The sequence below is a fragment of the Pseudomonas sp. URIL14HWK12:I6 genome (genome assembly GCF_000514195.1).
GTDB lineage: Bacteria > Pseudomonadota > Gammaproteobacteria > Pseudomonadales > Pseudomonadaceae > Aquipseudomonas > Aquipseudomonas putida_A.
Genome location: NZ_AZVL01000019.1, coordinates 23,401 through 43,641 on the forward strand (window position 1 = coordinate 23,401; position 20,241 = coordinate 43,641).

Sequence of the window (20,241 nt, forward strand, 5' to 3'; positions counted from 1 at the left end):
ATAAAGTGGGTACGAAGCCAATGCTACTCTCGATAAGTCGATATAAAAGTTCATAAACGCAATGGTAATAATCAACAGAATTGATTGTTCTGCGGAAGCGCTCTAGCTCGGGCATTTGCGGGCGGTGGTTTTGCACCGCAGTGGGTATTTTCGACTCACTCGCGCCTCGCAAATGTGCGGGCAGCGGTAACGCTGTTCGACCAATCGGTCAGCATTCGGGCGATTTTTTGCCGCGGAATCTATATTCCGATTAAACCTGCGCACTGTTTGCCAGTCGTAGAATTCATGAGGGCCGCTTTGGCCCGCCGTTTCAGCTGTGCGTCGCGAAATCGGCGTGCGGTCGTCATCAGGAGTTTTGTGCATGACGCGCACCGGAAAAATCTTCAGTTGGACCTTCGCCATCCTCTTACTGCTGTTGGCGGTACTGGTTCTGATCATCGTGTTCTTCGACTGGAACCGGATCAAACCGCCGCTCAACGCCAAAGTCTCGGAAGAATTGCATCGCCCATTCGCCATCAATGGCAACCTCGCGGTGATCTGGCAGCGCGAGCCGGACGAGGGCGGCTGGCGGGCCTGGGTGCCGTGGCCGCACGTGGTGGCTGAGGACCTGACGCTGGGCAACCCGGATTGGTCGAAGCAGCCGCAGATGGTCACGCTCAAACGCGTGGAACTGCGCATCTCGCCGCTGGCACTGCTGGCGCAACGGGTGACGATCCCGCGAATCGACCTGACCGAACCCAACGCGCAACTGCAACGCCTGGCCGATGGCCGCGCCAACTGGACCTTCAAGTTCGACCCGAAAGACCCGAATGCCGAACCGTCGAACTGGGTGGTGGACATCGGAGCCATTGGCTTCGACAAGGGCCACGTCACTCTGGATGACCAGACACTCAAGACTAATCTCGACGTGTTGATCGATCCGCTGGGCAAACCGATTCCGTTCAGCGATATCGTCGGCGCCAAAGCCGCGAAGACCGCGCAGGACAAAGGCGCGGCGCCGCAGGACTATGCGTTCGCGCTGAAGGTCAAAGGCCAATACCACGGCCAGAACCTCACCGGTCAGGGCAAGATCGGCGGGCTGCTGGCGTTGCAGGACGCGAACAAACCGTTCCCGCTGCAGGCTCAGGCGAAGATCGGCGCCACTAGCATCGAACTCGCTGGCACCTTGACCGACCCGCTGAACCTTGGCGCTCTTGATCTGCGTCTGAAACTGGCCGGCGCCAGCCTCGGCAACCTCTATCCACTGACCGGCGTGACCCTGCCGGACACGCCGCCGTACTCCACCGACGGCCATCTGATTGCCAAGCTGCATGATGCCGCCGGTGCGAAATTCACCTATGAACAATTCAACGGCAAGATCGGCGGCAGTGACATTCACGGCGATCTGACCTACGTCGCCAGCCAGCCTCGGCCCAAACTGAGCGGAGCGTTGCTGTCCAATCAATTGCTGTTTGCCGACCTCGCGCCGCTGATCGGCGCCGACTCCAATGACAAGCAAAAGGCCCGCGGCGGCGAGAGCAAGCAGCCGACCGACAAAGTGCTGCCGGTGGAAGAATTCAAGACCGACCGCTGGCGCGCGATGGATGCCGACGTCGAGTTCACCGGCAAGCGCATCGTCCACAGCGAAAAGCTGCCGTTCACCGACCTCTATACCCACCTGAAACTCAACGACGGCGAACTCAGCCTCGAACCGCTGCGCTTCGGCGTGGCCGGCGGCAATCTGGACGCGCAGATCCGCCTCAACGGTCGCACCGAACCTATGGAAGGTCGGGCCAAACTGACCGCGCGCGGGTTCAAGCTCAAGCAGTTGTTCCCGACCTTCGAACCGATGAAAACCAGTTTTGGTGAGCTCAATGGCGACGCTGATATCAGCGGTCGCGGCAACTCGGTGGCCAAGCTGCTCGGCGGCGCCAATGGCCAGTTGAAGATGCTGATCAACGACGGCGCAATCAGCCGTGAGCTGATGGAACTGGCGGGACTCAACGTCGGCAACTACGTGGTCGGCAAGATTTTTGGCGACAAGGAAGTGAAGATCAACTGCGCGGCGGCGGACTTCGACATCAAGACTGGCTTGGCGACCACACGGCTGTTTGTGTTCGATACCGAGAACGCGATCATCTACATCGACGGCACCGCGAACATGGCCACCGAGCAATTGGACCTGACGGTGACACCGGAGTCCAAGGGCTGGCGTCTGATTTCGCTGCGTTCACCGCTGTACGTGCGCGGCAAGTTCATCAAGCCGGACGCCGGGGTCAAGGCCGTGCCGTTGATGCTACGCGGCGCGGGGATGGTTGCACTGGGCGTGATTGCTGCACCGGCGGCGGGGCTGCTGGCGCTGGTGGCGCCGAGCGGTGGGGAGCCGAACCAGTGTGCGCCTCTGCTTGAGCAGATGAAGGCGGGCAAGGCGCCAGTGACCGTCAAGCCAACAAAATGATCGGTGACTGACAGGGCCCCTTCGCGAGCAAGCCCGCTCCCACAGGTTTAGTGAAAAACCTGTGGGAGCGGGCTTGCTCGCGAAGGCGTTTTTGGAAGGCTTACAAGTCTTTCAGAATGTCGGCCATGTCATCCGCGTGCTCTTCTTCCTGCGCGAGGATGTCTTCGAAGATGCGCCGGGTGGTCGGGTCTTTTTCGCCGATGTACTGGATGATCTCGCGGTAGCTGTCGATGGCGATCCGTTCGGCCACCAGGTCTTCGTAGACCATTTCCTTCAAGGTGTTCCCGGCCACGTATTGGGCATGGGACATTTTCGACAGCAGGTCCGGATTGAACTCCGGCTCGCCGCCCAGTTGCACGATGCGCTCGGCCAGACGGTCGGCGTGTTGTGCTTCCTGGGTTGCGTGTTCGAGGAATTCTTCAGCGGCCACGTGGGCTTTGACGCCGTTGGCCATGAAGTAATGACGCTTGTAACGCAGCACGCAGACCAGCTCGGTGGCCAGCGACTCGTTGAGCAAGCGCAGCACCTCGTCACGGTCGGCGCTGTAGCTCTCGGTTACCGCGCCGTTCTCGACGTGTTGTCGCGCACGTTCGCGCAGGGTTTTGACATCTGACAAGTGCAGGTCGTCGCTCATGTTGATCTCCAGGAGGCTAATCCAATGGCGCCACGCTCTACAGGCGTGATCGGTTACCCAAGTTGTGAGTCCTGAGCGACGCAAAAAGTTTTATGAGATTTCCGGCGACCTTGGTACCAGCCCGGACAACTGCGCTTCTTCGCGCAACCAGGCAAAAAATGCCCGCACCGGCGGATGCCGCTCCCGTCCCGGCACACACAGCGCGCTGTATCCGGCACCATCGACTTGCACCTGCCCCTTGTACGGCACCAGCAACCCACTGGCGACGCTCTGCGAGACCAGAATATTGCTCGCCAGCACCAGACCTTGTCCGGCAATCGCTGCTTGCAGGGCGTAATGCTCTTCGTCGTACTCGCGAATCGCCGGATGCTGGTTCAACCAGTTTTCGCCTGAGCCAGCGCACCACGCTTCCCAACCGTGGGCATACAGCTTCGAGTTGTGCCAGCGCACGCTGATCAGCGCCGGCGTGCGCCGGGCGGCCAGCGCCACCTGTTCCGGCGAGCCGTACACGCCGAAGGTCTCATCGAACAGGCACAAGCCGTAAAGGTTGGGGTAGTCGTCGAGGCTATAGCGCAGCACCAGATCGACGCTGGCGTCCTGATGCAGGTCGATGACTTCGCAGTGGGTATCGAGGCGCACGTTGATGTTCGGGTGTTGCGCATAAAACCTTCCGAGGCGCGGCACCAGCCACAGCGCGGCAAACGCGGCGGTGGTCGACAGTGTCAGGTTGCTGCCGCTGCGTTGCGGACGCAGGGTGTCGACGCTTTGCGCCACTTCCAGCAGCGCCCCGTGCAAGCTGCGAAACAGCCGCTCGCCCCCTTCGGTAAGGCGCACCTGACGCGGCAAACGCTCGAACAGCGCCACGCCGAGCCAGTCTTCCAGCGCTCGGATCTGATGGGAAATCGCCGTCGGTGTGACTGACAACTCTTCAGCAGCGGCCTTGAAGCTCAACAGCCGCGAAGCGGATTCGAAGGCGCGCAGGGCGGTCAGCGGCAATGAGGCGAACATTGAATACTCCATGGATGAAATGGATTCATCCCGACTGATTTTTGCTCATTTGAGACGGCGGCGGGTCGGCGCCAATCTGGCGCCACTTAGCCACTCAAGTCTAGTCCCAAGGAGTTTCAGATGAGCAAGATTCTTGCGATCCATGCCAGCCCGCGCGGTGATCGTTCGCACTCACGGCGTTTGGCAGAAAGTTTTCTCAGCGCCTGGCAGGTGCGCCATCCACAGGCTCAGGTCACCCGCCGGGAAGTCGGACGGGCGCTGATCCCTCCAGTCAACGAAGCCTTTGTCGCCGCCGCGTTTCACCCTGAACCCGAAGCGCGTCCGTTGTCGATGCAGGCCGATCTGGCGCTCAGCGATCAACTGGTCGGCGAGTTGTTCGAGCATGACTTGCTGCTGATTTCCACGCCGATGTACAACTTCAGCGTGCCCAGCGGCCTCAAGGCCTGGGTCGATCAAATCGTACGGTTGGGCCTGACGTTCGACCACACCCTGGACAACGGCGTGGCCCAGTACACGCCGCTGCTGCAAGGCAAGAAAGCGCTGATTGTCACCAGCCGTGGCGGTTTCGGCTTCGGCCCTGGCGGCGAACTGGAAGCGTTGAACCATGCCGATCCGTGGTTGCGCACCGCGCTGGGCTTTATCGGCATCAACGACGTCAGCGTGGTCGCGGCCGAGGGCGAGGAATCGGCCGAGCGCACCTTCGCGGTATCAGTGGCCGAGGCCGAGCAGCGTTTGCTCGACCTCGCCCGGACGTTCTAAGTGGCCTGGCTGTGCCTGCTGATCGCCGCCGGCTTCGAGGTGACTTTCGCCATGGGCATGAAGTACGCCGAAGGCTTCACCCGCTTGTGGCCGTCGCTGATCACGGTGGCGGCGGCGATTGGCGGGATTTACTTCCTGACGTTGGCGATGCGCGAGTTGCCGGTGAGCATCGCCTATCCGATCTGGACGGCGATCGGCTCGCTGGGCACGGTGTTTCTCGGTTTTGCCCTGCTCGGCGAGAGCCTGACCCTGGTCAAACTGCTGTCGGTGGGGCTGATTGTGGCGGGGGTGGTGGGCCTGAAGTAGGCTGATGGTGCAGTTGTCATCATCAGGGAGGAGGCTTGGCGGGCGTTTTGCACGTCTGGCATCCACTCAGCGACCACAAGGATGTTTGCCCATGTCACAAGGTTCGGCGACACGTTATCCACTGGTGCTGGTGCCGGGCATGCTCGGGTTCATCCGGCTGCTGCTGTATCCGTACTGGTACGGGATCATCAAGGCGTTGCGCCGTGGCGGGGCGACGGTGATTGCGGTGCAGGTATCGCCGCTCAATTCCACCGAGGTGCGTGGCGAGCAGTTGCTGGTGCGCATCGACGAAATTCTGCGCGAGACCGGCGCCGCCAGGGTCAATCTGTTCGGCCACAGCCAGGGCTCGTTGACCGCGCGTTATGCCGCCGCCAAACGACCGGATCTGGTCGCGTCGGTAACGTCCGTGGCCGGACCCAATCACGGTTCTGAACTGGCCGACTATCTGCAGAAACACTACCCGGCGAACAGCGCCAAGGGCCGCTTGCTTGAGGTGCTGTTGCGTTTTGTCGGCTGGCTGATGGCGTTGCTGGAAACCGGTTACCACGGGCCGAAACTGCCGGTGGACATCCACGCTTCGCATCAATCGCTGACCAGCGAAGGCGTGGCGCTGTTCAATCAGCGTTATCCACAGGGCCTGCCCGAGACCTGGGGCGGTCCCGGGCCGGAAGAGGTCAACGGCGTGCGTTATTACTCGTGGTCGGGGACGTTGCAACCGGGCAAAACGGATCGCGGTGGCAACCTGTTTGACGGTACCAATCGCAGCTGTCGGTTGTTCGCGAAAACCTTTGTGCGTGAGCCGGGGCAGTGTGACGGGATGGTCGGGCGCTATAGCTCGCACCTCGGCACGGTAATTGGCGACGACTATCCGCTGGATCACTTCGACATCGTCAATCAGTCGCTGGGGCTGGTGGGGAAGGGCGCGGATCCGGTGCGGTTGTTTGTCGAGCATGCGGCGCGGCTAAAGGCTGCCGGATTGTGACTCGCTTTTGTGGCGAGGGGATTCATCCCCGATGGGCTGCGCAGCAGCCCTTGTTTTGAGATAAATAGCGGGGTCGCTTCGCGCCCCATCGGGGATAAATCCCCTCACCACAGGGCCAGATCAGGCAACGCTGAGTTTTCGGCCTAGAACGGTGGTCCAGCGCTCCGACAGAATCACCCCACCCAACGTCAACACCCCACCCACCAGGTGATACATCGCCAGCTCTTCCTTCAACACCACCGCCGCAATCAGCGCGGTAATCAGCGGCAGCAGGTTAAAGAACAACGTCGTGCGGCTCGGTCCCAGGCGCTGTACCGCCTGCATCCACGCCAGCGGCGCGAGCATCGAGGCCAGCAGGCACGCATACAGCACCAGCGGAATGTTCTGCGCGGTGAAGCCGGTTTTCGGCGAGGCGGCGTACAGCGGAAACAGCACCACAATCGCCACCAGCACCTGCAGGTACAGCAACACCAGCGGCGGCAGGCGCAGCTGCCATTTTTTCAGCAGGGTGCTGTAGATCGCGTAGGCCAGGGTGGCGATCAGCATCATCGCGTCACCCAGGTTCACTCCATGTTGCAGCAGCGCGCCGAGGCTGCCGGACGACACCACCACCAGCACGCCGGCGAACGACAGCACCGCGCCGAACAATGCCCCAGCGGTCAGGCGCTGGCCGAGGCTGATGATTGCCATAGCCAGCGACATCAGCGGCATCAGCGACAGGATGATGCCCATGTTGGTCGCCGTGGTCAGCGTCGCGGCGAAGTAGGCGAGGCTTTGATAGACCGCCATCCCGAGCACGCCGAGGATAAAGATCTTGCCCAGGTTCGGGCGGATCTGCGGCCAGTGCGCGATCACCGCTTTGAGCATGAACGGGGTGAACAGCAGCCCGGCGAGCAGCCAGCGGTAGAAACCGATCTCGGCGGGGAAGATCGCCCCGACCGCCAGTTTGTTGATCACGGTATTGCCGGCCCAGATGAAAATCGCCAGCAGGGGAAACGCGTATTGCATGGGTTAAAACCAGAACGTTGATGAACGGTGATTATCGCCTGTCTGGATGCAGCCCTATACTGCGAACCGGACAACCTGCCTCTGCAACCGGACAGCATGAACAGCAAGCACATCGATCTGCTGGATTTCAGCGAACTGCCGTCGGCGGTGTACTTCCGCTATGCCGACTTCAACGCCCATGAATACGCGGCGCCGCACCGTCATCCGTGGGGCACGCTGGAGTACGCGGCCCACGGTGTGCTGCACATGGACGTCGGCGGCAGCCGCTTCATGTCGCCGCCGCACTACGCGGTGTGGGTGCCGCCGCAGGTCGAGCACAGTTTCTACAGCCATCAACCGGTCAACTACCGCGCGGTGTGCCTCGATCCGAAGGTTTGCGCCGATCTGCCGCCGCGCGCCTGCACGCTGGCAATCAGCGACATTCTCAAGGCGATTCTCAAGGACTTCGCCGCCCGCGACGTGAAAATCCCCGAACTGGATGCCGACCAGCGTCTGGCCCAGGTGTTGGTCGATCAATTGCAACAGGCGCCGGTGCATGAATGTTATCTGCCGTACGCAAGCAATCCCGGGTTGCTGGCGATCCTCGACGCCTTGCAGGCTGATCCGGGCAATAACCTCCCGCTGGCGCACTGGGCGGCGCAAGTGCACATCAGTGAACGCACGCTAGCCCGGCAGTTCGTGCGCGAACTGGGACTGAGTTTCGGCGAATGGCGTCAGCGCCTGCGTTATCTCGCGGCCATCGAGGCGCTGGAAGGTACCCGCAGCGTGCAGGAAATCGCCTTCGATCTCGGCTACAGCAGCGGCTCGGCCTTCATTGCCATGTTTGCCCGGCAGGCCGGGTGTACGCCGGAACAGTATCGGCGTAGCCACCTGGAAGGCAGGAAGGTGTAACAAGATTTGGCTACACTTCAGCGGAGGCCGCATCCATCGATGCGGCGACAAGGAGAAAACTCCATGAAGATGTTGCGTGTCCCTTTGTTGATGATCGGTCTGCTCCTGTGTTCCCAGGGTTTCGCCGCCACGGCGCAACAGAACAAAATGACCACCTGCAATGCTGACGCTACCGCCAAAAGCCTCAAGGGCGACGAGCGCAAGACTTTCATGAGCACTTGCCTCAAGGCTGCACCGGCCGCCAATGACGGCAAAGTGCTGACCCCGCAGCAGGAAAAAATGAAAACCTGCAACGCCGATGCGAAAACCAAGGCGCTGACCGGCGATGCGCGCAAGACCTTCATGAGTGATTGTCTGAAGAAAAAATAATCAGCAAGGATTTGCGGTGAACGGGCCGGCCTCTTCGCGAGCAGGCTCGCTCCCACATTGAAATGCGTACCCCCCTGTGGGAGCGAGCCTGCTCGCGAAGGGGCCATTGAGCACGACAATAGCCCCTGCATATCCCTAGTGCTCTCCCCGGATCGCTGGCAGACTGCCAATCCTTTTACGCCGTTCGTTTTGAGGCTGTATGCCAACGTTTTCTGAGCGTCATGTTGTGTTTTGGGTCAGTTGCATCATCATCTGCGGCGGCTTGCTGCTGGCATTGCCGCTGCGCTTGTTGCCCAGCCTGCTGGCTGGTTTGCTGGTGTTCGAGCTGGTCAACATGCTCACCCCGCAACTGCAACGGTTGATCGAAGGTCGGCGTGCGCGCTGGCTGGCGGTGGCACTGCTGGGCACCCTGGTGGTCAGCGTGCTGGCGCTGATCTTTGCCGGTGCCATCAGTTTCCTGCTGCACGAAGCGGAAAACCCGGGCGCCTCGCTCGACAAATTCATGGGCGTGGTCGATCGCGCGCGCGGGCAACTGCCGCCGTTTCTCGATGCCTACCTGCCGGCCAGCGCTGCGGAATTTCGCGTGGCCATCGGCGAATGGGCGAGCAAGCACCTGTCCGAGCTGCAACTGGTGGGCAAGGACGCGGCGCACATGTTCGTCACCCTGCTGATCGGCATGGTCCTCGGCGCGATCATTGCCCTGCAGCGAGTACCGGATCTGACCAAGCGCAAACCGCTGGCCGCCGCCCTGTTCGACCGTCTGCACCTGGTGGTTCAAGCCTTTCGCAACATCGTCTTCGCGCAGATCAAGATTTCCCTGCTGAACACGTTCTTTACCGCGATTTTCCTGGTGGTGGTCTTGCCGCTGTTCGGCATCAAGCTGCCGCTGACCAAGACCCTGATCGTCCTGACGTTCCTGCTCGGCCTGCTGCCGGTGATCGGCAACCTGATGTCGAACACGCTGATCACCATCGTCGGTCTGTCGCTGTCGATCTGGGTGGCGGTGGCGGCGCTGGGCTATCTGATCTTTATCCACAAGCTCGAATACTTCCTCAACGCGCGCATCGTCGGCGGGCAGATCAGTGCCAAGTCGTGGGAGTTGCTGCTGGCGATGCTGGTGTTCGAAGCTGCGTTCGGCCTGCCGGGGGTGGTGGCGGGGCCGATTTATTACGCGTACCTGAAGAGTGAGCTGAAGCTGGGCGGGATGGTTTGATTCAGAATTTGTAGTGTTTGAGCTGGCCTCTTCGCGAGCAGGCTCGCTCCCACATTTTGAGCGCATTCCAATGCGATCCACTGTGGGAGCGAGTCTGCTCGCGAACGGCGCACTGCCGATTCCGGATCAGGCCGTCGCGCCGTAGCGCTTCATCGCCTCAATCGCCAGACCGCTGCCGATGCTGCCAAAGATATTCCCTTCCACATGTCGCGCATTCGGCAGCATCGCCGAAACGCTGTTGCGCAGCGCCGGAATGCCGCTTGAACCGCCGGTGAAGAACACCGTATCGACCTGCGCCACCGACACGTTGGCATCGTTCAACAACTGCGTAACGCTGCCGCGCACGCGTTCAAGCAAGGCGTCGATCGACGATTCGAACAGCGCGCGGCTCAGTTCCACGCTCAGGCCCGGCTCAATACGGTCCAGCGGTACGTGGCGGCTGTCGGCGTGGGTCAGCTGGATCTTGGTTTCTTCGACTTCCATCGCCAGCCAGTGCCCGGCGCGCTGTTCGATCAGCTTGAACAGACGGTCGATACCGCCGGTGTCTTCAATGTCGTAGCGCATGCTGCCCAGCGCCAGGGTGGATTTCTGCGAGTACACCGAGTTGATGGTGTGCCAGGTCGCCAGGTTCATGTGGTGACTGGTCGGCATGTAGGCGCCGCTCTTCATCCGGCTGCCGTAGCCGAACAGCGGCATCAGGCCTTGCAGGCTCAGCTGTTTGTCGAAGTCGGTCCCGCCGATGTGCACGCCGCCGGTGGCGAGGATGTCATCGTGGCGGTTGTCCATGCCGCGACGTTCGGGCGACAGACGTACCAGCGAGAAGTCCGAAGTACCACCGCCGATGTCGACGATCAGCACCAGCTCTTCTTTTTCGATGGTCGACTCGTAGTCGAATGCCGCGGCGATCGGTTCGTACTGGAACGACACGTCCTTGAAGCCGAGCTTGCGCGCCACTTCGACCAGGGTGTCTTCGGCTTCCTGGTCAGCCAGCGGGTCGTCATCGACGAAAAACACCGGACGCCCCAGCACCACTTGTTCGAACTCGCGACCGGCGGCCGTTTCGGCACGGCTCTTGAGCTGGCCGATGAACAGCCCCAACAGATCCTTGAACGGCATCGCCGTGCCGAGAACGCTGGTGTCGTGCTTGATCAGCTTGGAACCGAGCAGGCTCTTGAGCGAGCGCATCAGCCGGCCTTCGTAGCCTTCCAGGTATTCGTGCAGGGCCAGACGACCGTAAACCGGACGGCGCTCTTCGATGTTGAAGAACACCACCGACGGCAGGGTGATCTTGTCGTCTTCCAGCGCGATCATCGTTTCCATGCCGGGGCGCAGCCAGCCGACGGTGGAGTTGGAGGTGCCGAAGTCGATGCCGCAGGCACGGGCTGGAGAGGCGTTGTTCATGTCTTTCGGGTTCCGGTCAAAAAACGGCCGCGCAGTGTATGTCAGTGCGCGGCAGATTCGAAGGCCGGTCATCTGCTATTTCACGACTAAGCTTCTTGAAAGTCGCAGCTTTGCCCCAAACTTGCTGGCATGGGCCGGCAGACATACCGGCGGTCGCAAGAACCGTCGTCCACTGCCGATAAACTTCTGCTGCGCCACCCGGTCACAAAGTTGAGATCGGTCAACCCGGCACGCGCGAATGAGCGCATGCTGGTCTCGGCGCGAAATCGATAACGGATGGTGATTCCTTCGATGGACTTCAAAGACTATTACAAGATACTCGGCGTGGAGCCGACAGCGGACGACAAGGCGATCAAGGCCGCCTATCGCAAGCTGGCGCGCAAATATCACCCCGATGTCAGCAAGGAAAAAGACGCCGAGGCTAAGTTCAAGGACGCCTCGGAAGCCTATGAAGCGCTGAAAAGCGCCGACAAACGCGCCGAATATGACGAGCTGCGCCGTTATGGCCAGCACGGTCAGCCGTTCCAGGGCCCGCCGGGCTGGCAGAGCCGTGGCGGTTTTGGCGGCGGCGGTGGCGACACCGGCGACTTCTCGGACTTCTTCAGTTCGATCTTCGGCAATCGCGGCGCCGGTTTCGGTGGCGACGGTCGGCAACAACGCAGTGCAGGGCGCCGAGGGCAAGACGTGGAAATGGAACTGCCGGTCTTCCTTGAGGAGACCTTGTCGGACGAGTCGAAGAAGGTCAGCTTTCAGGTCCCGCAATACAACGCCAACGGTCAGCACGTGAGCAATACCAGCAAGAGCCTGAACGTGAAGATCCCGGCGGGCGTGACTGACGGCGAGCGCATCCGCCTCAAAGGGCAGGGCGCACCGGGCATCGGTGGCGGGGCCAATGGCGATCTGTACCTGACCATTCGCTTTGCGCCGCATCCGAAATTCGATGTCGAAGGCGAAAACCTGATCATCACCCTGCCATTGGCACCGTGGGAGCTGGCGCTGGGGGCTGAAGTGGCCGTGCCGACTCTGACCGGCAAGATCAACCTCAAGGTTCCGGCCGGCAGCCAGAACGGCCAGCGTATGCGCGCCAAGGGTCACGGCTTGAAAAACAAGGCCGGTGAGCGCGGTTATCTGTTCGTGCAGCTCAAGGCCGTGATGCCGAAAACCTCCGACGACGAGGTCAAGGCGCTGTGGCAGGAACTGGCGAAAAAAGCCGCGTTCAACCCACGCGAGAACTTCTGAATCCGACGACGGAGTAGCCCATCATGAGCAGCCCCCTGATCGTTCAACTGGACATGGCAGAATTCTGTGAGGCGGCCGATCTGTCGGACGTCTACGTGATCGAAATCGTCGAACACGGCATCCTCGAACCTCAGGGCGCGCAGCCCCGGGAATGGCGGTTCACCGACTACGAGCTGAGCCTGGCCAAGCGCGCCGCGAAGTTGCGGCGCGAGCTGGAGCTGGAGTGGGAGGGCGTCGCGCTGGCACTTGATCTGCTGGATGAAGTGAAGGAACTGCGAGCCGAGAATCGCATGCTGCGCCAGCGGTTGGGGCGTTTGGTGGTCGAATAGTTTTACCGTTGGTTCTGGAGTGTCTTTGCAGGCCCCTTCGCGAGCAAGCCCGCTCCCACAGGTTGACTGCGGTCTCCTGTGGGAGCGAGCCTGCTCGCGAAGAACGATTACGCGGTTGGCCTGCTTAAACCTTTCTCGGCAACACCACACTGAACAACGTCCCGTCAGCCTCACTCGAGCTGACATCGATCGTCCCGCCATGGGCGGTCACCACTTCCTTGACGATAAACAAGCCCAACCCGAGGCTGGTTGACGGCTGTCCGAGTTCTTCGTCGGCGCTGCGCACCAGCGGGTCGAAAATCGTACCGATCGCCTCTTCGGAAATCGGTGTGCCGTAGTTGTGCACCGACAGGCACACGTGGTCGCCCTCGCCACGCAGATCGAGGGTCACGTCGCGCTGGTTGGCACCGTGCTGCAAGGCATTGCCGATCAGGTTTTGCAGTAACTGGTCGATCCGTCCGGCGTCCCACACGCCGCTGGTGTCACCGTGCACGGTGAGCCTGGGATCGGATTGCGGTTGACCGGCGCAAGCTTCGGCGATCGCCGCTCGCGCCGCAACGGCCAGATCCATCGGTGCAGGCTCGATCGGCAGGCTACGGCCCAGACGACTGCGCACCAGTTCCAGCAGATCGCTGACCATCGTCGCCATGTGCCGCGCGCCACGCTTGATATGCTGGGCGCAGGCCAGGGCATCGCCTTCAAGGCTGGATTTGCGCAGCAGCAGTTCGGTGGACATGCTCACCGCCTGCAGCGGCGCACGCAGGTCATGGCCGAGGATGGCGAGGAAAATATCCCGCGAGCGATTGACCTGCTCGGCATAGGCCGCGGTGGATTCGGCGAGGGCTTCGTCGATGGCTTCGTTGAAACGGATCATGTCCTGAAAATAGGTCATGTCCGGCGATTCAAGGCTGTTGACCCACAGGCGGATCACGCAGGCGCGCAAATGGCGGAATTCGCTGGTCATCTGCACCAGATCGAAACCGACGGTGTGGCGCAGTTCGCCATGGCTGGCGCCGGCCTCGTCCAGGCTCGGGGTCTTTTCCGGGCCTTCGCCCTTGGCTTTGGCAGCCTGTTCGGCGGGGCTTTGCGGCTTGTTCATGTCGCGGGCGGCGGCCCGCAGAATCTCGCTGGCGTGATCGCGCAGCGCAGTGGAATCCAGATAGTCGGCGGCCGGCGTGATGGTCGCGGCGAACTGTTCCCACTCATCGACGATAGGGTCGATATTGGCCACGATGAACTCGGAAAGACGCATGGGCAGTTCCTGAAAAAAGGCGGAGCGAATCGAATATTAGTCCCTTTGGCGGGAAATACACGACCGTTTGCACATCGGTTTTCCTGCCCCATGAAAAAGGCCCCCGGCCCGTGCGCAAGACGCGGGTCGGGGGCCTTTTGTCGTGTGTCAGAACAGGAAGTAACGCTGAGCCATCGGCAAGGTTTCCGCCGGCTCACACCAGAGCAGCACGCCGTCGGCCTTGACCTGATAGGTCTGCGGATCGACGTCGATGTTCGGCAAGTAATCGTTGTGGATCAGGTCGGTTTTCTGCACGTCGCGGCAGCCTTTGACCACGCCGATTTTCTTCTTCAGGCCCAATGCCTCGGGCAACCCCGCCTCCTGCGCGGCCTGACTGATGAACGTCAGGCTGGTGGCGTGCAGCGAGCCGCCGTAACTGGCGAACATCGGGCGGTAGTGCACCGGTTGCGGGGTTGGAATCGACGCGTTGGCGTCGCCCATCAGACTGGCGGCGATGGCGCCGCCCTTGAGGATCAGCGTCGGTTTCACACCGAAAAACGCCGGACGCCAGAGCACCAGGTCGGCCCATTTGCCAACTTCGATCGAACCCACTTCATGGCTGATGCCATGGGTGATCGCCGGGTTGATCGTGTACTTGGCGATGTAGCGCTTGGCGCGGAAGTTGTCGTTGCCTTCGCCGTCCTGCGGCAGTGGGCCGCGCTGCTTTTTCATCTTGTCGGCGGTCTGCCAGGTGCGCGTGATGACTTCGCCGACGCGGCCCATGGCCTGGCTGTCGGAGCTGATCATCGAGAACGCGCCGAGGTCGTGGAGGATGTCTTCGGCGGCGATGGTTTCGCGGCGGATACGGCTTTCGGCGAACGCCACGTCTTCGGCGATGCTCGGGTCGAGGTGGTGGCAGACCATCAGCATGTCGAGGTGTTCGTCGATGGTGTTGCGGGTGAACGGCCGGGTCGGGTTGGTCGAGCTCGGCAGCACGTTAGGAAAACCGCAGGCCTTGATGATGTCCGGCGCATGGCCGCCGCCGGCACCTTCGGTGTGATAGGTGTGGATAGTGCGACCCTTGAACGCGCCGAGGGTGGTTTCGACGAAACCCGATTCGTTGAGGGTGTCGGTGTGGATCGCCACCTGCACGTCATACTGGTCGGCGACGCTCAGGCAGTTGTCGATGCTCGCCGGGGTGGTTCCCCAGTCCTCGTGCAGCTTGAGGCCGATAGCCCCGGCCTTGACCTGCTCGATCAGTGGCTCCGGCAGGCTGGCGTTGCCCTTGCCGGTGAGGCCGATGTTCATCGGGAACGCGTCGGCGGCCTGCAGCATCCGCGCCAGGTGCCACGGCCCGGAGGTGCAGGTGGTGGCGTTGGTGCCGGTGGCAGGCCCGGTGCCGCCGCCAATCATGGTGGTGACGCCGCTCATCAGCGCTTCTTCGATCTGCTGCGGGCAGATGAAGTGAATGTGCGTGTCGATGCCGCCGGCGGTGAGGATCATGCCTTCGCCGGCGATCACTTCGGTGCTGGCGCCGATGGCGATGGTCACGTTCGGTTGCACGTCCGGGTTGCCGGCCTTGCCGATCGCGGCGATACGCCCGTCCTTGAGGCCGACGTCGGCTTTGACGATACCCCAGTGGTCGATGATCAACGCGTTGGTGATCAGGGTGTCGACCACTTCGGCGGCGAGCAACTGGCTCTGGCCCTGGCCATCCCGGATGACTTTGCCGCCGCCGAACTTCACTTCTTCGCCGTAGGTGGTGAAGTCCTTTTCGACTTCGATCCACAACTCGGTGTCCGCCAGGCGCACCTTGTCGCCGACGGTGGGGCCGAACATGTCGGCGTAGGCTTGACGCGAGATCTTCATGTGTTTGCCTTGGAATTCAATTGGTTTTGAGATCGTTCGCTGCGCTCACTTTCGCGAGCAGGCTCGCTCCCACAGGGGATCGGATTCCAGCTGGAGGAACTCGGTTTAATGTGGGAGCGGGCTTGCTCGCGAAGGGGCCAGAGCAGACACCGTATTACTTAGAGATCACCCATGACCCGCCCGGCAAAGCCGAACACCCGCCGATGCCCGGCGTACTCCACCAGCTCGACCTCGCGACTTTGCCCCGGCTCGAAGCGCACCGCGGTGCCGGCGGGGATGTTCAGGCGCATGCCACGGCTGGCCGCGCGATCAAAGGTCAGCGCGTCGTTGGTTTCGAAAAAGTGATAGTGCGAACCGACCTGGATCGGTCGGTCGCCGCTGTTGGCGACTTTCAGGTTGAGGGTGCGGCGGCCGACATTCAATTCGATGTCGCCGGGCTGGATCTGGTACTGGCCGGGAATCATGGCCGGGCTCCTTGCAGAATCTTGTAGTAGAGGGCGGTCGGGCGATAGGTACCGTGCGGGTCGCAGGCGTAGTCGGGAATTTCGCCGGCGCGTGTGTAACCCAGGGCCTTGTAGAAATCTTCGGCGGGGGAGCCGGCCTCGGTGTCGAGGTAGAGCATGCCGCGCTTGTGCTTGGCCGCTTCGAGCTCCAGCGCATTCATCAATTGCTGACCGAGGCCGCGTCGACGCGCCTGTTCGCGCACCAGCAGCTTCTGCACTTCGGCGCGATTGAGGCCGTTGGCCTTCTGGCACAGGCCCAACTGCACGCTGGCCTGCACCTCTTCATCCTTGACCACCACCCAGAGCAACACACTGCCCTTGTTCACTTGTTGCTGCACTTCATCGAAATAGGCGCGGGCTTGCGCGGCATCGAGGTCGGCCATGAAACCGACGCTGGCGCCATAACCTACGGCGTCGAGCAGCAGATCAATCAGGCCCTGACGATAGTGCGCAAAACTTTCCGCATTGACGCGTCGCAGTTGGGCGGGGTTCATCGCGTGTCACTCCTTGTTGGCGACCGGCGGCTGGGCGCCAGGATTGAGGGTCAGTTGCATGAAGGTCAGATCGAGCCAGCGACCGAACTTGGTGCCGACTTGTGGCATTTGTCCGGTGATGCTGAAACCGGCGCGCTCATGCAGACGAATGGAAGCGGAATTGCCACTTTCGATGGCGGCGACCATCACGTGCTTGTCGCAGGCTTTGGCCCGCTCGATCAGCACACTCATCAATTGCGGGCCAAGGCCATTGCCGCGCTGGTCGCTACGGACGTAGACCGAGTGTTCGACGGTATGGCGGAAACCGTCGAACGGCCTCCAGTCGCCAAAGGAAGCGTAGCCGAGCACAACGTTGTCGGCGTCGACGATCACCAGAATCGGGTAGGCCTGGGCCTGACGGGCGCTGAACCACGCCTGGCGGTTGCCGAGGTCGACCGCCGATTCGTTCCAGATCGCCGTGGTGTTGAGCACCGCGTCGTTGTAGATGTCGCGGATTGCAGGGAGGTCGGCGTGCAGGGCATCGCGAATGGTGTAGGTCATGGCGCGGCCTCAGACGATCGGTTGGTGGACGGTGACCAGTTTGGTGCCGTCGGGAAACGTCGCTTCGACCTGGATCTCCGGGATCATTTCCGGGATGCCTTCCATCACCTGCTCGCGGCTGAGCAGGGTGGTGCCGAAGTGCATCAGCTCGGCCACGGTCTGGCCATCACGGGCGCCTTCGAGCAGGGCGGCGGAGATATAGGCCATGGCTTCCGGGTAGTTGAGCTTCACGCCACGGGCCAGTCGGCGTTCGGCGACGAGGCCGGCGGTGAAGATCAACAGCTTGTCTTTTTCGCGTGGGGTCAGGTCCATTGCGGGTATCCATCAGGGCAGATTGAAAAGGGTCGGGACTGTTGGCACAGATCCCTGTGGGAGCGAGCCTGCTCGCGAAGGCGCCGGCACATTCAATATTTGAGGTGACGGATAAATCGCTTTCGCGAGCAGGCTCGCTCCCACATTGGAGTGCATTTCAGGTATTCCAGATTCGTGGTGGCTGGGCCTCGCGGCCGAGCAGGGCCGGGCGCAGCAGGCGCCACAGGTCGATCAGCCAGGCGCGGGCCAGCAGTGCCTCGCTCGCCAGGCAACGAGCCACCAACAGCCCCGGCAACTGGGTCAGATCACCGCGCACTGCATGCCCCAGCGAGCGGCAACGCTCCAGCAACTCGGCATCAATTTCACCGGTGACCAACAGCGTCGCAAACACCGGATTGCCATCCAGCCCGATCGGCGAATCGAGCAAGCCGTCATTGCCGGTGATGCGTTGACGCTCGTGCCAGAGCAATCGCCCGTCACGGCGGATATCCAGATGCGCTTGAAAGTGTCCGAGGTCGAAGCGCTCGCCACTGGCCGGTCGGCCCAGCGCCACCACGTCCCAGTAGAACAGCCGCGCATCGCCCTCAAGCTCGATCGAGGTGGTGAGTTCGGCCTGGGCGGCGCTGTAGACGATGGTTTCCTGCGGCAGCCATTCCAGCGTCGCACCGGCAGCGACTTTCAGGTCGAGCTGCTGATACGCCGGCCCCGCTGCGCGATACCACTTGGCCGCGCCGGGGCTGGTGATCTGCGCCCAGGCGTCTGCTTCGACGCGGGCGCTGATGTTCAGCCGGTCACCGCCGGCGATACCTCCGGGCGGATGGACGATGATGTGCTGGCAGACCTCGGGGCCTTCGGCATACAGGTGCTTTTGCACGCGCAGCGGGCCGAGATGCCGGCGCTGAACCGGGCGCGTGCAGTCGCCGAAGCGGGCGTAGGCCAGCTCCAGCTCGGCGTGCCAGCTCGGGGTAAACAGGGCAGTGGGAAGCGGTGAGTTCATGGTTTGTAATTATCGTTAGGAAGCTACAGATTAAATTGTTACCAGACCTCGTACACCCTCGGCCTCCATATTTTCGCCGCGCCCCTGTTGCACGATCTCGCCCCGGGACATCACCAGGTACTGATCGGCCAGCTCCGCAGCGAAATCGTAGAACTGCTCCACCAGCAAAATCGCCATGTCGCCGCGCGCCGCGAGCTTCTTGATCACCGCGCCTATCTCCTTGATCACCGAGGGCTGGATGCCTTCGGTGGGCTCGTCGAGGATCAGCAAACGCGGACGACTGGCCAGGGCGCGACCGATAGCCAGCTGCTGTTGCTGACCGCCGGACAGGTCACCGCCGCGGCGCTGCTTCATTTGTAGCAGCACCGGGAACAATTCGTAGATGAAACCTGGTACTTCTTTCGCTTCGCTGCCGGGAAACCGTGACAGGCCCATCAGCAGATTCTCCTCCACGGTGAGCCGGCCGAAGATTTCCCGGCCCTGTGGCACATAGGCGATCCCGGCGTGTACACGCTGGTGCGGCTTGAGCGTGGTGATCGCTTTGCCCTCCCAATTCACCACGCCTTCCTTGGCCGGCAAAAGGCCCATCAGGCATTTGAGCAGGGTGGTCTTGCCCACGCCGTTGCGCCCGAGCAGACAGGTGACTTCGCCGACTTTTACGTCGAATGAGAGGCCACGGAGGATGTGGCTACCGCCGTAGTACTGGTGCAGCTTGTCGACTTGCAGCATGTTCAAATTCCTTCTGTTGCACACAGAACCCTGTGGGAGCGAGCCTGCTCGCGAATGCGGCGTCACATTCAGCATTTTCAGCGCCTGATGCACCGCTTTCGCGAGCAGGCTCGCTCCCACAGGTTTTGCATTCGCAAAATTCAGCGGCCGAGATAGACCTCGATCACCCGCTCGTTTTCCTGCACCTGCTCCAGCGATCCTTCGGCCAGCACGCTGCCCTGATGCAGCACCGTCACATGGTCGGCAATCGAGCCGACGAAGCCCATGTCGTGCTCCACCACCATCAGCGAATGCTTGCCGGCCAGCGACTTGAACAGCTCGGCGGTGAATTCGGTTTCGGCATCGGTCATGCCCGCCACCGGTTCGTCGAGCAGCAGCAGTTGCGGGTCCTGCATCAGCAACATGCCGATTTCCAGAAACTGTTTCTGCCCGTGGGACAGCAGGCCCGCCGGGCGATTGACCGAGGTGGTCAGGCGAATGGTGTCGAGCACTTCGCTGATCCGGTCTTTCTGCTCGCCGCTCAACTTCGCCCGCAAACTGGCCCACACCGACTTGTCGGTTTTCTGCGCCAGTTCCAGGTTCTCGAACACGCTCAGCGCTTCGAACACTGTGGGTTTCTGGAACTTGCGACCGATGCCGGCCTGGGCAATCTGTACTTCGCTCATCTGCGTCAGGTCGAGGGTTTCGCCGAACCAGGCTTTGCCGTGACTGGGGCGGGTCTTGCCGGTGATCACGTCCATCAGCGTGGTCTTGCCCGCGCCGTTGGGGCCGATGATGCAACGCAGTTCGCCGACACCGATGTACAGGTTCAGATTGTTCAGCGCACGGAAGCCGTCGAAGCTGACGCTGATGTCTTCCAGGGTCAGGATCGTGCCGTGGCGGGTGTCGAGGCCCGGGCCGACGCGTTGGCCGAGGCCGATCGAGTCACGGCTGGTGCCTTCGTCCTTGTTCGGTTCCACGGGGAAAAACGCCGGTTCGAGCATGAATTCA

The 20,241-nt window shown here is 61.7% G+C and carries 22 protein-coding genes; 9 read left to right on the forward strand and 13 right to left on the reverse strand.

Annotated features, from left to right (window positions below):
* The first annotated feature begins 361 nt into the window (after positions 1–361).
* On the forward strand, positions 362–2,437 hold the full coding sequence (locus H043_RS0121280; RefSeq protein WP_027613543.1) for an AsmA family protein: 2,076 nt from the start codon (positions 362–364) through the stop codon (positions 2,435–2,437).
* A 100-nt stretch (positions 2,438–2,537) separates the two neighbouring features.
* Here H043_RS0121280 and H043_RS0121285 read toward each other — a convergent pair whose 3' ends face one another.
* Both H043_RS0121285 and H043_RS0121290 read right to left on the reverse strand, forming a co-directional pair.
* Positions 2,538–3,071, reverse strand: coding sequence for a bacterioferritin (locus tag H043_RS0121285; RefSeq protein WP_027613544.1), 534 nt, complete (start codon positions 3,069–3,071; stop codon positions 2,538–2,540).
* 90 nt (positions 3,072–3,161) lie between these two features.
* Positions 3,162–4,091, reverse strand: coding sequence for a LysR substrate-binding domain-containing protein (locus H043_RS0121290; RefSeq protein WP_177325651.1), 930 nt, complete (start codon positions 4,089–4,091; stop codon positions 3,162–3,164).
* Between the two features lie 108 nt (positions 4,092–4,199).
* Here H043_RS0121290 and H043_RS0121295 point away from each other — a divergent pair, with 108 nt between their 5' ends.
* From H043_RS0121295 to H043_RS0121305, 3 genes are all read left to right on the forward strand, one after another.
* Positions 4,200–4,838, forward strand: a complete 639-nt coding sequence (locus H043_RS0121295) for an FMN-dependent NADH-azoreductase (RefSeq protein ID WP_027613546.1) — start codon at positions 4,200–4,202, stop codon at positions 4,836–4,838.
* A complete protein-coding gene (locus H043_RS0121300) occupies positions 4,839–5,144 on the forward strand; it encodes a multidrug efflux SMR transporter (protein ID WP_027613547.1) in 306 nt (101 codons plus the stop codon).
* A gap of 91 nt (positions 5,145–5,235) precedes the next feature.
* The gene (locus tag H043_RS0121305; RefSeq protein WP_027613548.1) at positions 5,236–6,126 is read left to right on the forward strand and encodes a triacylglycerol lipase; all 891 of its coding nucleotides are present in this window, start codon (positions 5,236–5,238) and stop codon (positions 6,124–6,126) included.
* 120 nt (positions 6,127–6,246) lie between these two features.
* On the opposite strand, the gene H043_RS0121310 is transcribed toward H043_RS0121305, so the two are convergent.
* On the reverse strand, positions 6,247–7,134 hold the full coding sequence (locus tag H043_RS0121310) for a DMT family transporter (protein ID WP_027613549.1): 888 nt from the start codon (positions 7,132–7,134) through the stop codon (positions 6,247–6,249).
* Positions 7,135–7,230: 96 nt separating this feature from the next.
* Here H043_RS0121310 and H043_RS0121315 point away from each other — a divergent pair, with 96 nt between their 5' ends.
* The 3 genes from H043_RS0121315 to H043_RS0121325 all read left to right on the forward strand — a co-directional run bounded on the left by H043_RS0121315 (position 7,231) and on the right by H043_RS0121325 (position 9,607).
* Positions 7,231–8,025, forward strand: a complete 795-nt coding sequence (locus H043_RS0121315) for a helix-turn-helix transcriptional regulator (RefSeq protein ID WP_027613550.1) — start codon at positions 7,231–7,233, stop codon at positions 8,023–8,025.
* A 63-nt stretch (positions 8,026–8,088) separates the two neighbouring features.
* Entirely contained in the window at positions 8,089–8,394 is a 306-nt protein-coding gene (locus H043_RS0121320) for a PsiF family protein (protein WP_007966973.1), read from the forward strand.
* A 199-nt stretch (positions 8,395–8,593) separates the two neighbouring features.
* The gene (locus H043_RS0121325) at positions 8,594–9,607 is read left to right on the forward strand and encodes an AI-2E family transporter (RefSeq protein ID WP_027613551.1); all 1,014 of its coding nucleotides are present in this window, start codon (positions 8,594–8,596) and stop codon (positions 9,605–9,607) included.
* A 126-nt stretch (positions 9,608–9,733) separates the two neighbouring features.
* On the opposite strand, the gene H043_RS0121330 is transcribed toward H043_RS0121325, so the two are convergent.
* A complete protein-coding gene (locus tag H043_RS0121330; protein ID WP_027613552.1) occupies positions 9,734–11,008 on the reverse strand; it encodes an Hsp70 family protein in 1,275 nt (424 codons plus the stop codon).
* Between the two features lie 291 nt (positions 11,009–11,299).
* Here H043_RS0121330 and H043_RS0121335 point away from each other — a divergent pair, with 291 nt between their 5' ends.
* Both H043_RS0121335 and H043_RS0121340 read left to right on the forward strand, forming a co-directional pair.
* The gene (locus H043_RS0121335; protein ID WP_027613553.1) at positions 11,300–12,247 is read left to right on the forward strand and encodes a DnaJ C-terminal domain-containing protein; all 948 of its coding nucleotides are present in this window, start codon (positions 11,300–11,302) and stop codon (positions 12,245–12,247) included.
* A 23-nt stretch (positions 12,248–12,270) separates the two neighbouring features.
* Entirely contained in the window at positions 12,271–12,576 is a 306-nt protein-coding gene (locus H043_RS0121340; RefSeq protein WP_027613554.1) for a chaperone modulator CbpM, read from the forward strand.
* A 124-nt stretch (positions 12,577–12,700) separates the two neighbouring features.
* Here H043_RS0121340 and H043_RS0121345 read toward each other — a convergent pair whose 3' ends face one another.
* The 9 genes from H043_RS0121345 to urtD all read right to left on the reverse strand — a co-directional run bounded on the left by H043_RS0121345 (position 12,701) and on the right by urtD (position 20,234).
* Positions 12,701–13,828: a sensor histidine kinase gene (locus H043_RS0121345; protein ID WP_027613555.1), complete on the reverse strand. Its 1,128-nt coding sequence runs from the start codon at positions 13,826–13,828 to the stop codon at positions 12,701–12,703.
* A 147-nt stretch (positions 13,829–13,975) separates the two neighbouring features.
* Positions 13,976–15,676, reverse strand: a complete 1,701-nt coding sequence (gene ureC / locus H043_RS0121350) for an urease subunit alpha (protein ID WP_027613556.1) — start codon at positions 15,674–15,676, stop codon at positions 13,976–13,978.
* 158 nt (positions 15,677–15,834) lie between these two features.
* Positions 15,835–16,140, reverse strand: coding sequence for an urease subunit beta (locus tag H043_RS0121355; RefSeq protein ID WP_027613557.1), 306 nt, complete (start codon positions 16,138–16,140; stop codon positions 15,835–15,837).
* On the reverse strand, positions 16,137–16,673 hold the full coding sequence (locus H043_RS0121360) for a GNAT family N-acetyltransferase (protein WP_027613558.1): 537 nt from the start codon (positions 16,671–16,673) through the stop codon (positions 16,137–16,139). The genes H043_RS0121355 and H043_RS0121360 overlap by 4 nt, the downstream gene beginning before the upstream one ends.
* A gap of 6 nt (positions 16,674–16,679) precedes the next feature.
* The gene (locus tag H043_RS0121365) at positions 16,680–17,213 is read right to left on the reverse strand and encodes a GNAT family N-acetyltransferase (RefSeq protein ID WP_027613559.1); all 534 of its coding nucleotides are present in this window, start codon (positions 17,211–17,213) and stop codon (positions 16,680–16,682) included.
* 9 nt (positions 17,214–17,222) lie between these two features.
* Positions 17,223–17,525 carry an urease subunit gamma gene (ureA, locus tag H043_RS0121370; protein WP_007915951.1) on the reverse strand — a complete coding sequence of 101 codons (303 nt, stop codon included), beginning with the start codon at positions 17,523–17,525 and terminating at the stop codon, positions 17,223–17,225.
* A gap of 157 nt (positions 17,526–17,682) precedes the next feature.
* Positions 17,683–18,522 (reverse strand): urease accessory protein UreD, encoded by an 840-nt coding sequence (locus H043_RS0121375; RefSeq protein ID WP_027613560.1) that lies wholly within the window; start codon positions 18,520–18,522, stop codon positions 17,683–17,685.
* A 30-nt stretch (positions 18,523–18,552) separates the two neighbouring features.
* Entirely contained in the window at positions 18,553–19,251 is a 699-nt protein-coding gene (gene urtE, locus H043_RS0121380; protein WP_027613561.1) for an urea ABC transporter ATP-binding subunit UrtE, read from the reverse strand.
* 140 nt (positions 19,252–19,391) lie between these two features.
* On the reverse strand, positions 19,392–20,234 hold the full coding sequence (gene urtD, locus H043_RS0121385) for an urea ABC transporter ATP-binding protein UrtD (RefSeq protein ID WP_177325654.1): 843 nt from the start codon (positions 20,232–20,234) through the stop codon (positions 19,392–19,394).
* Between the last annotated feature and the right edge of the window lie 7 nt (positions 20,235–20,241).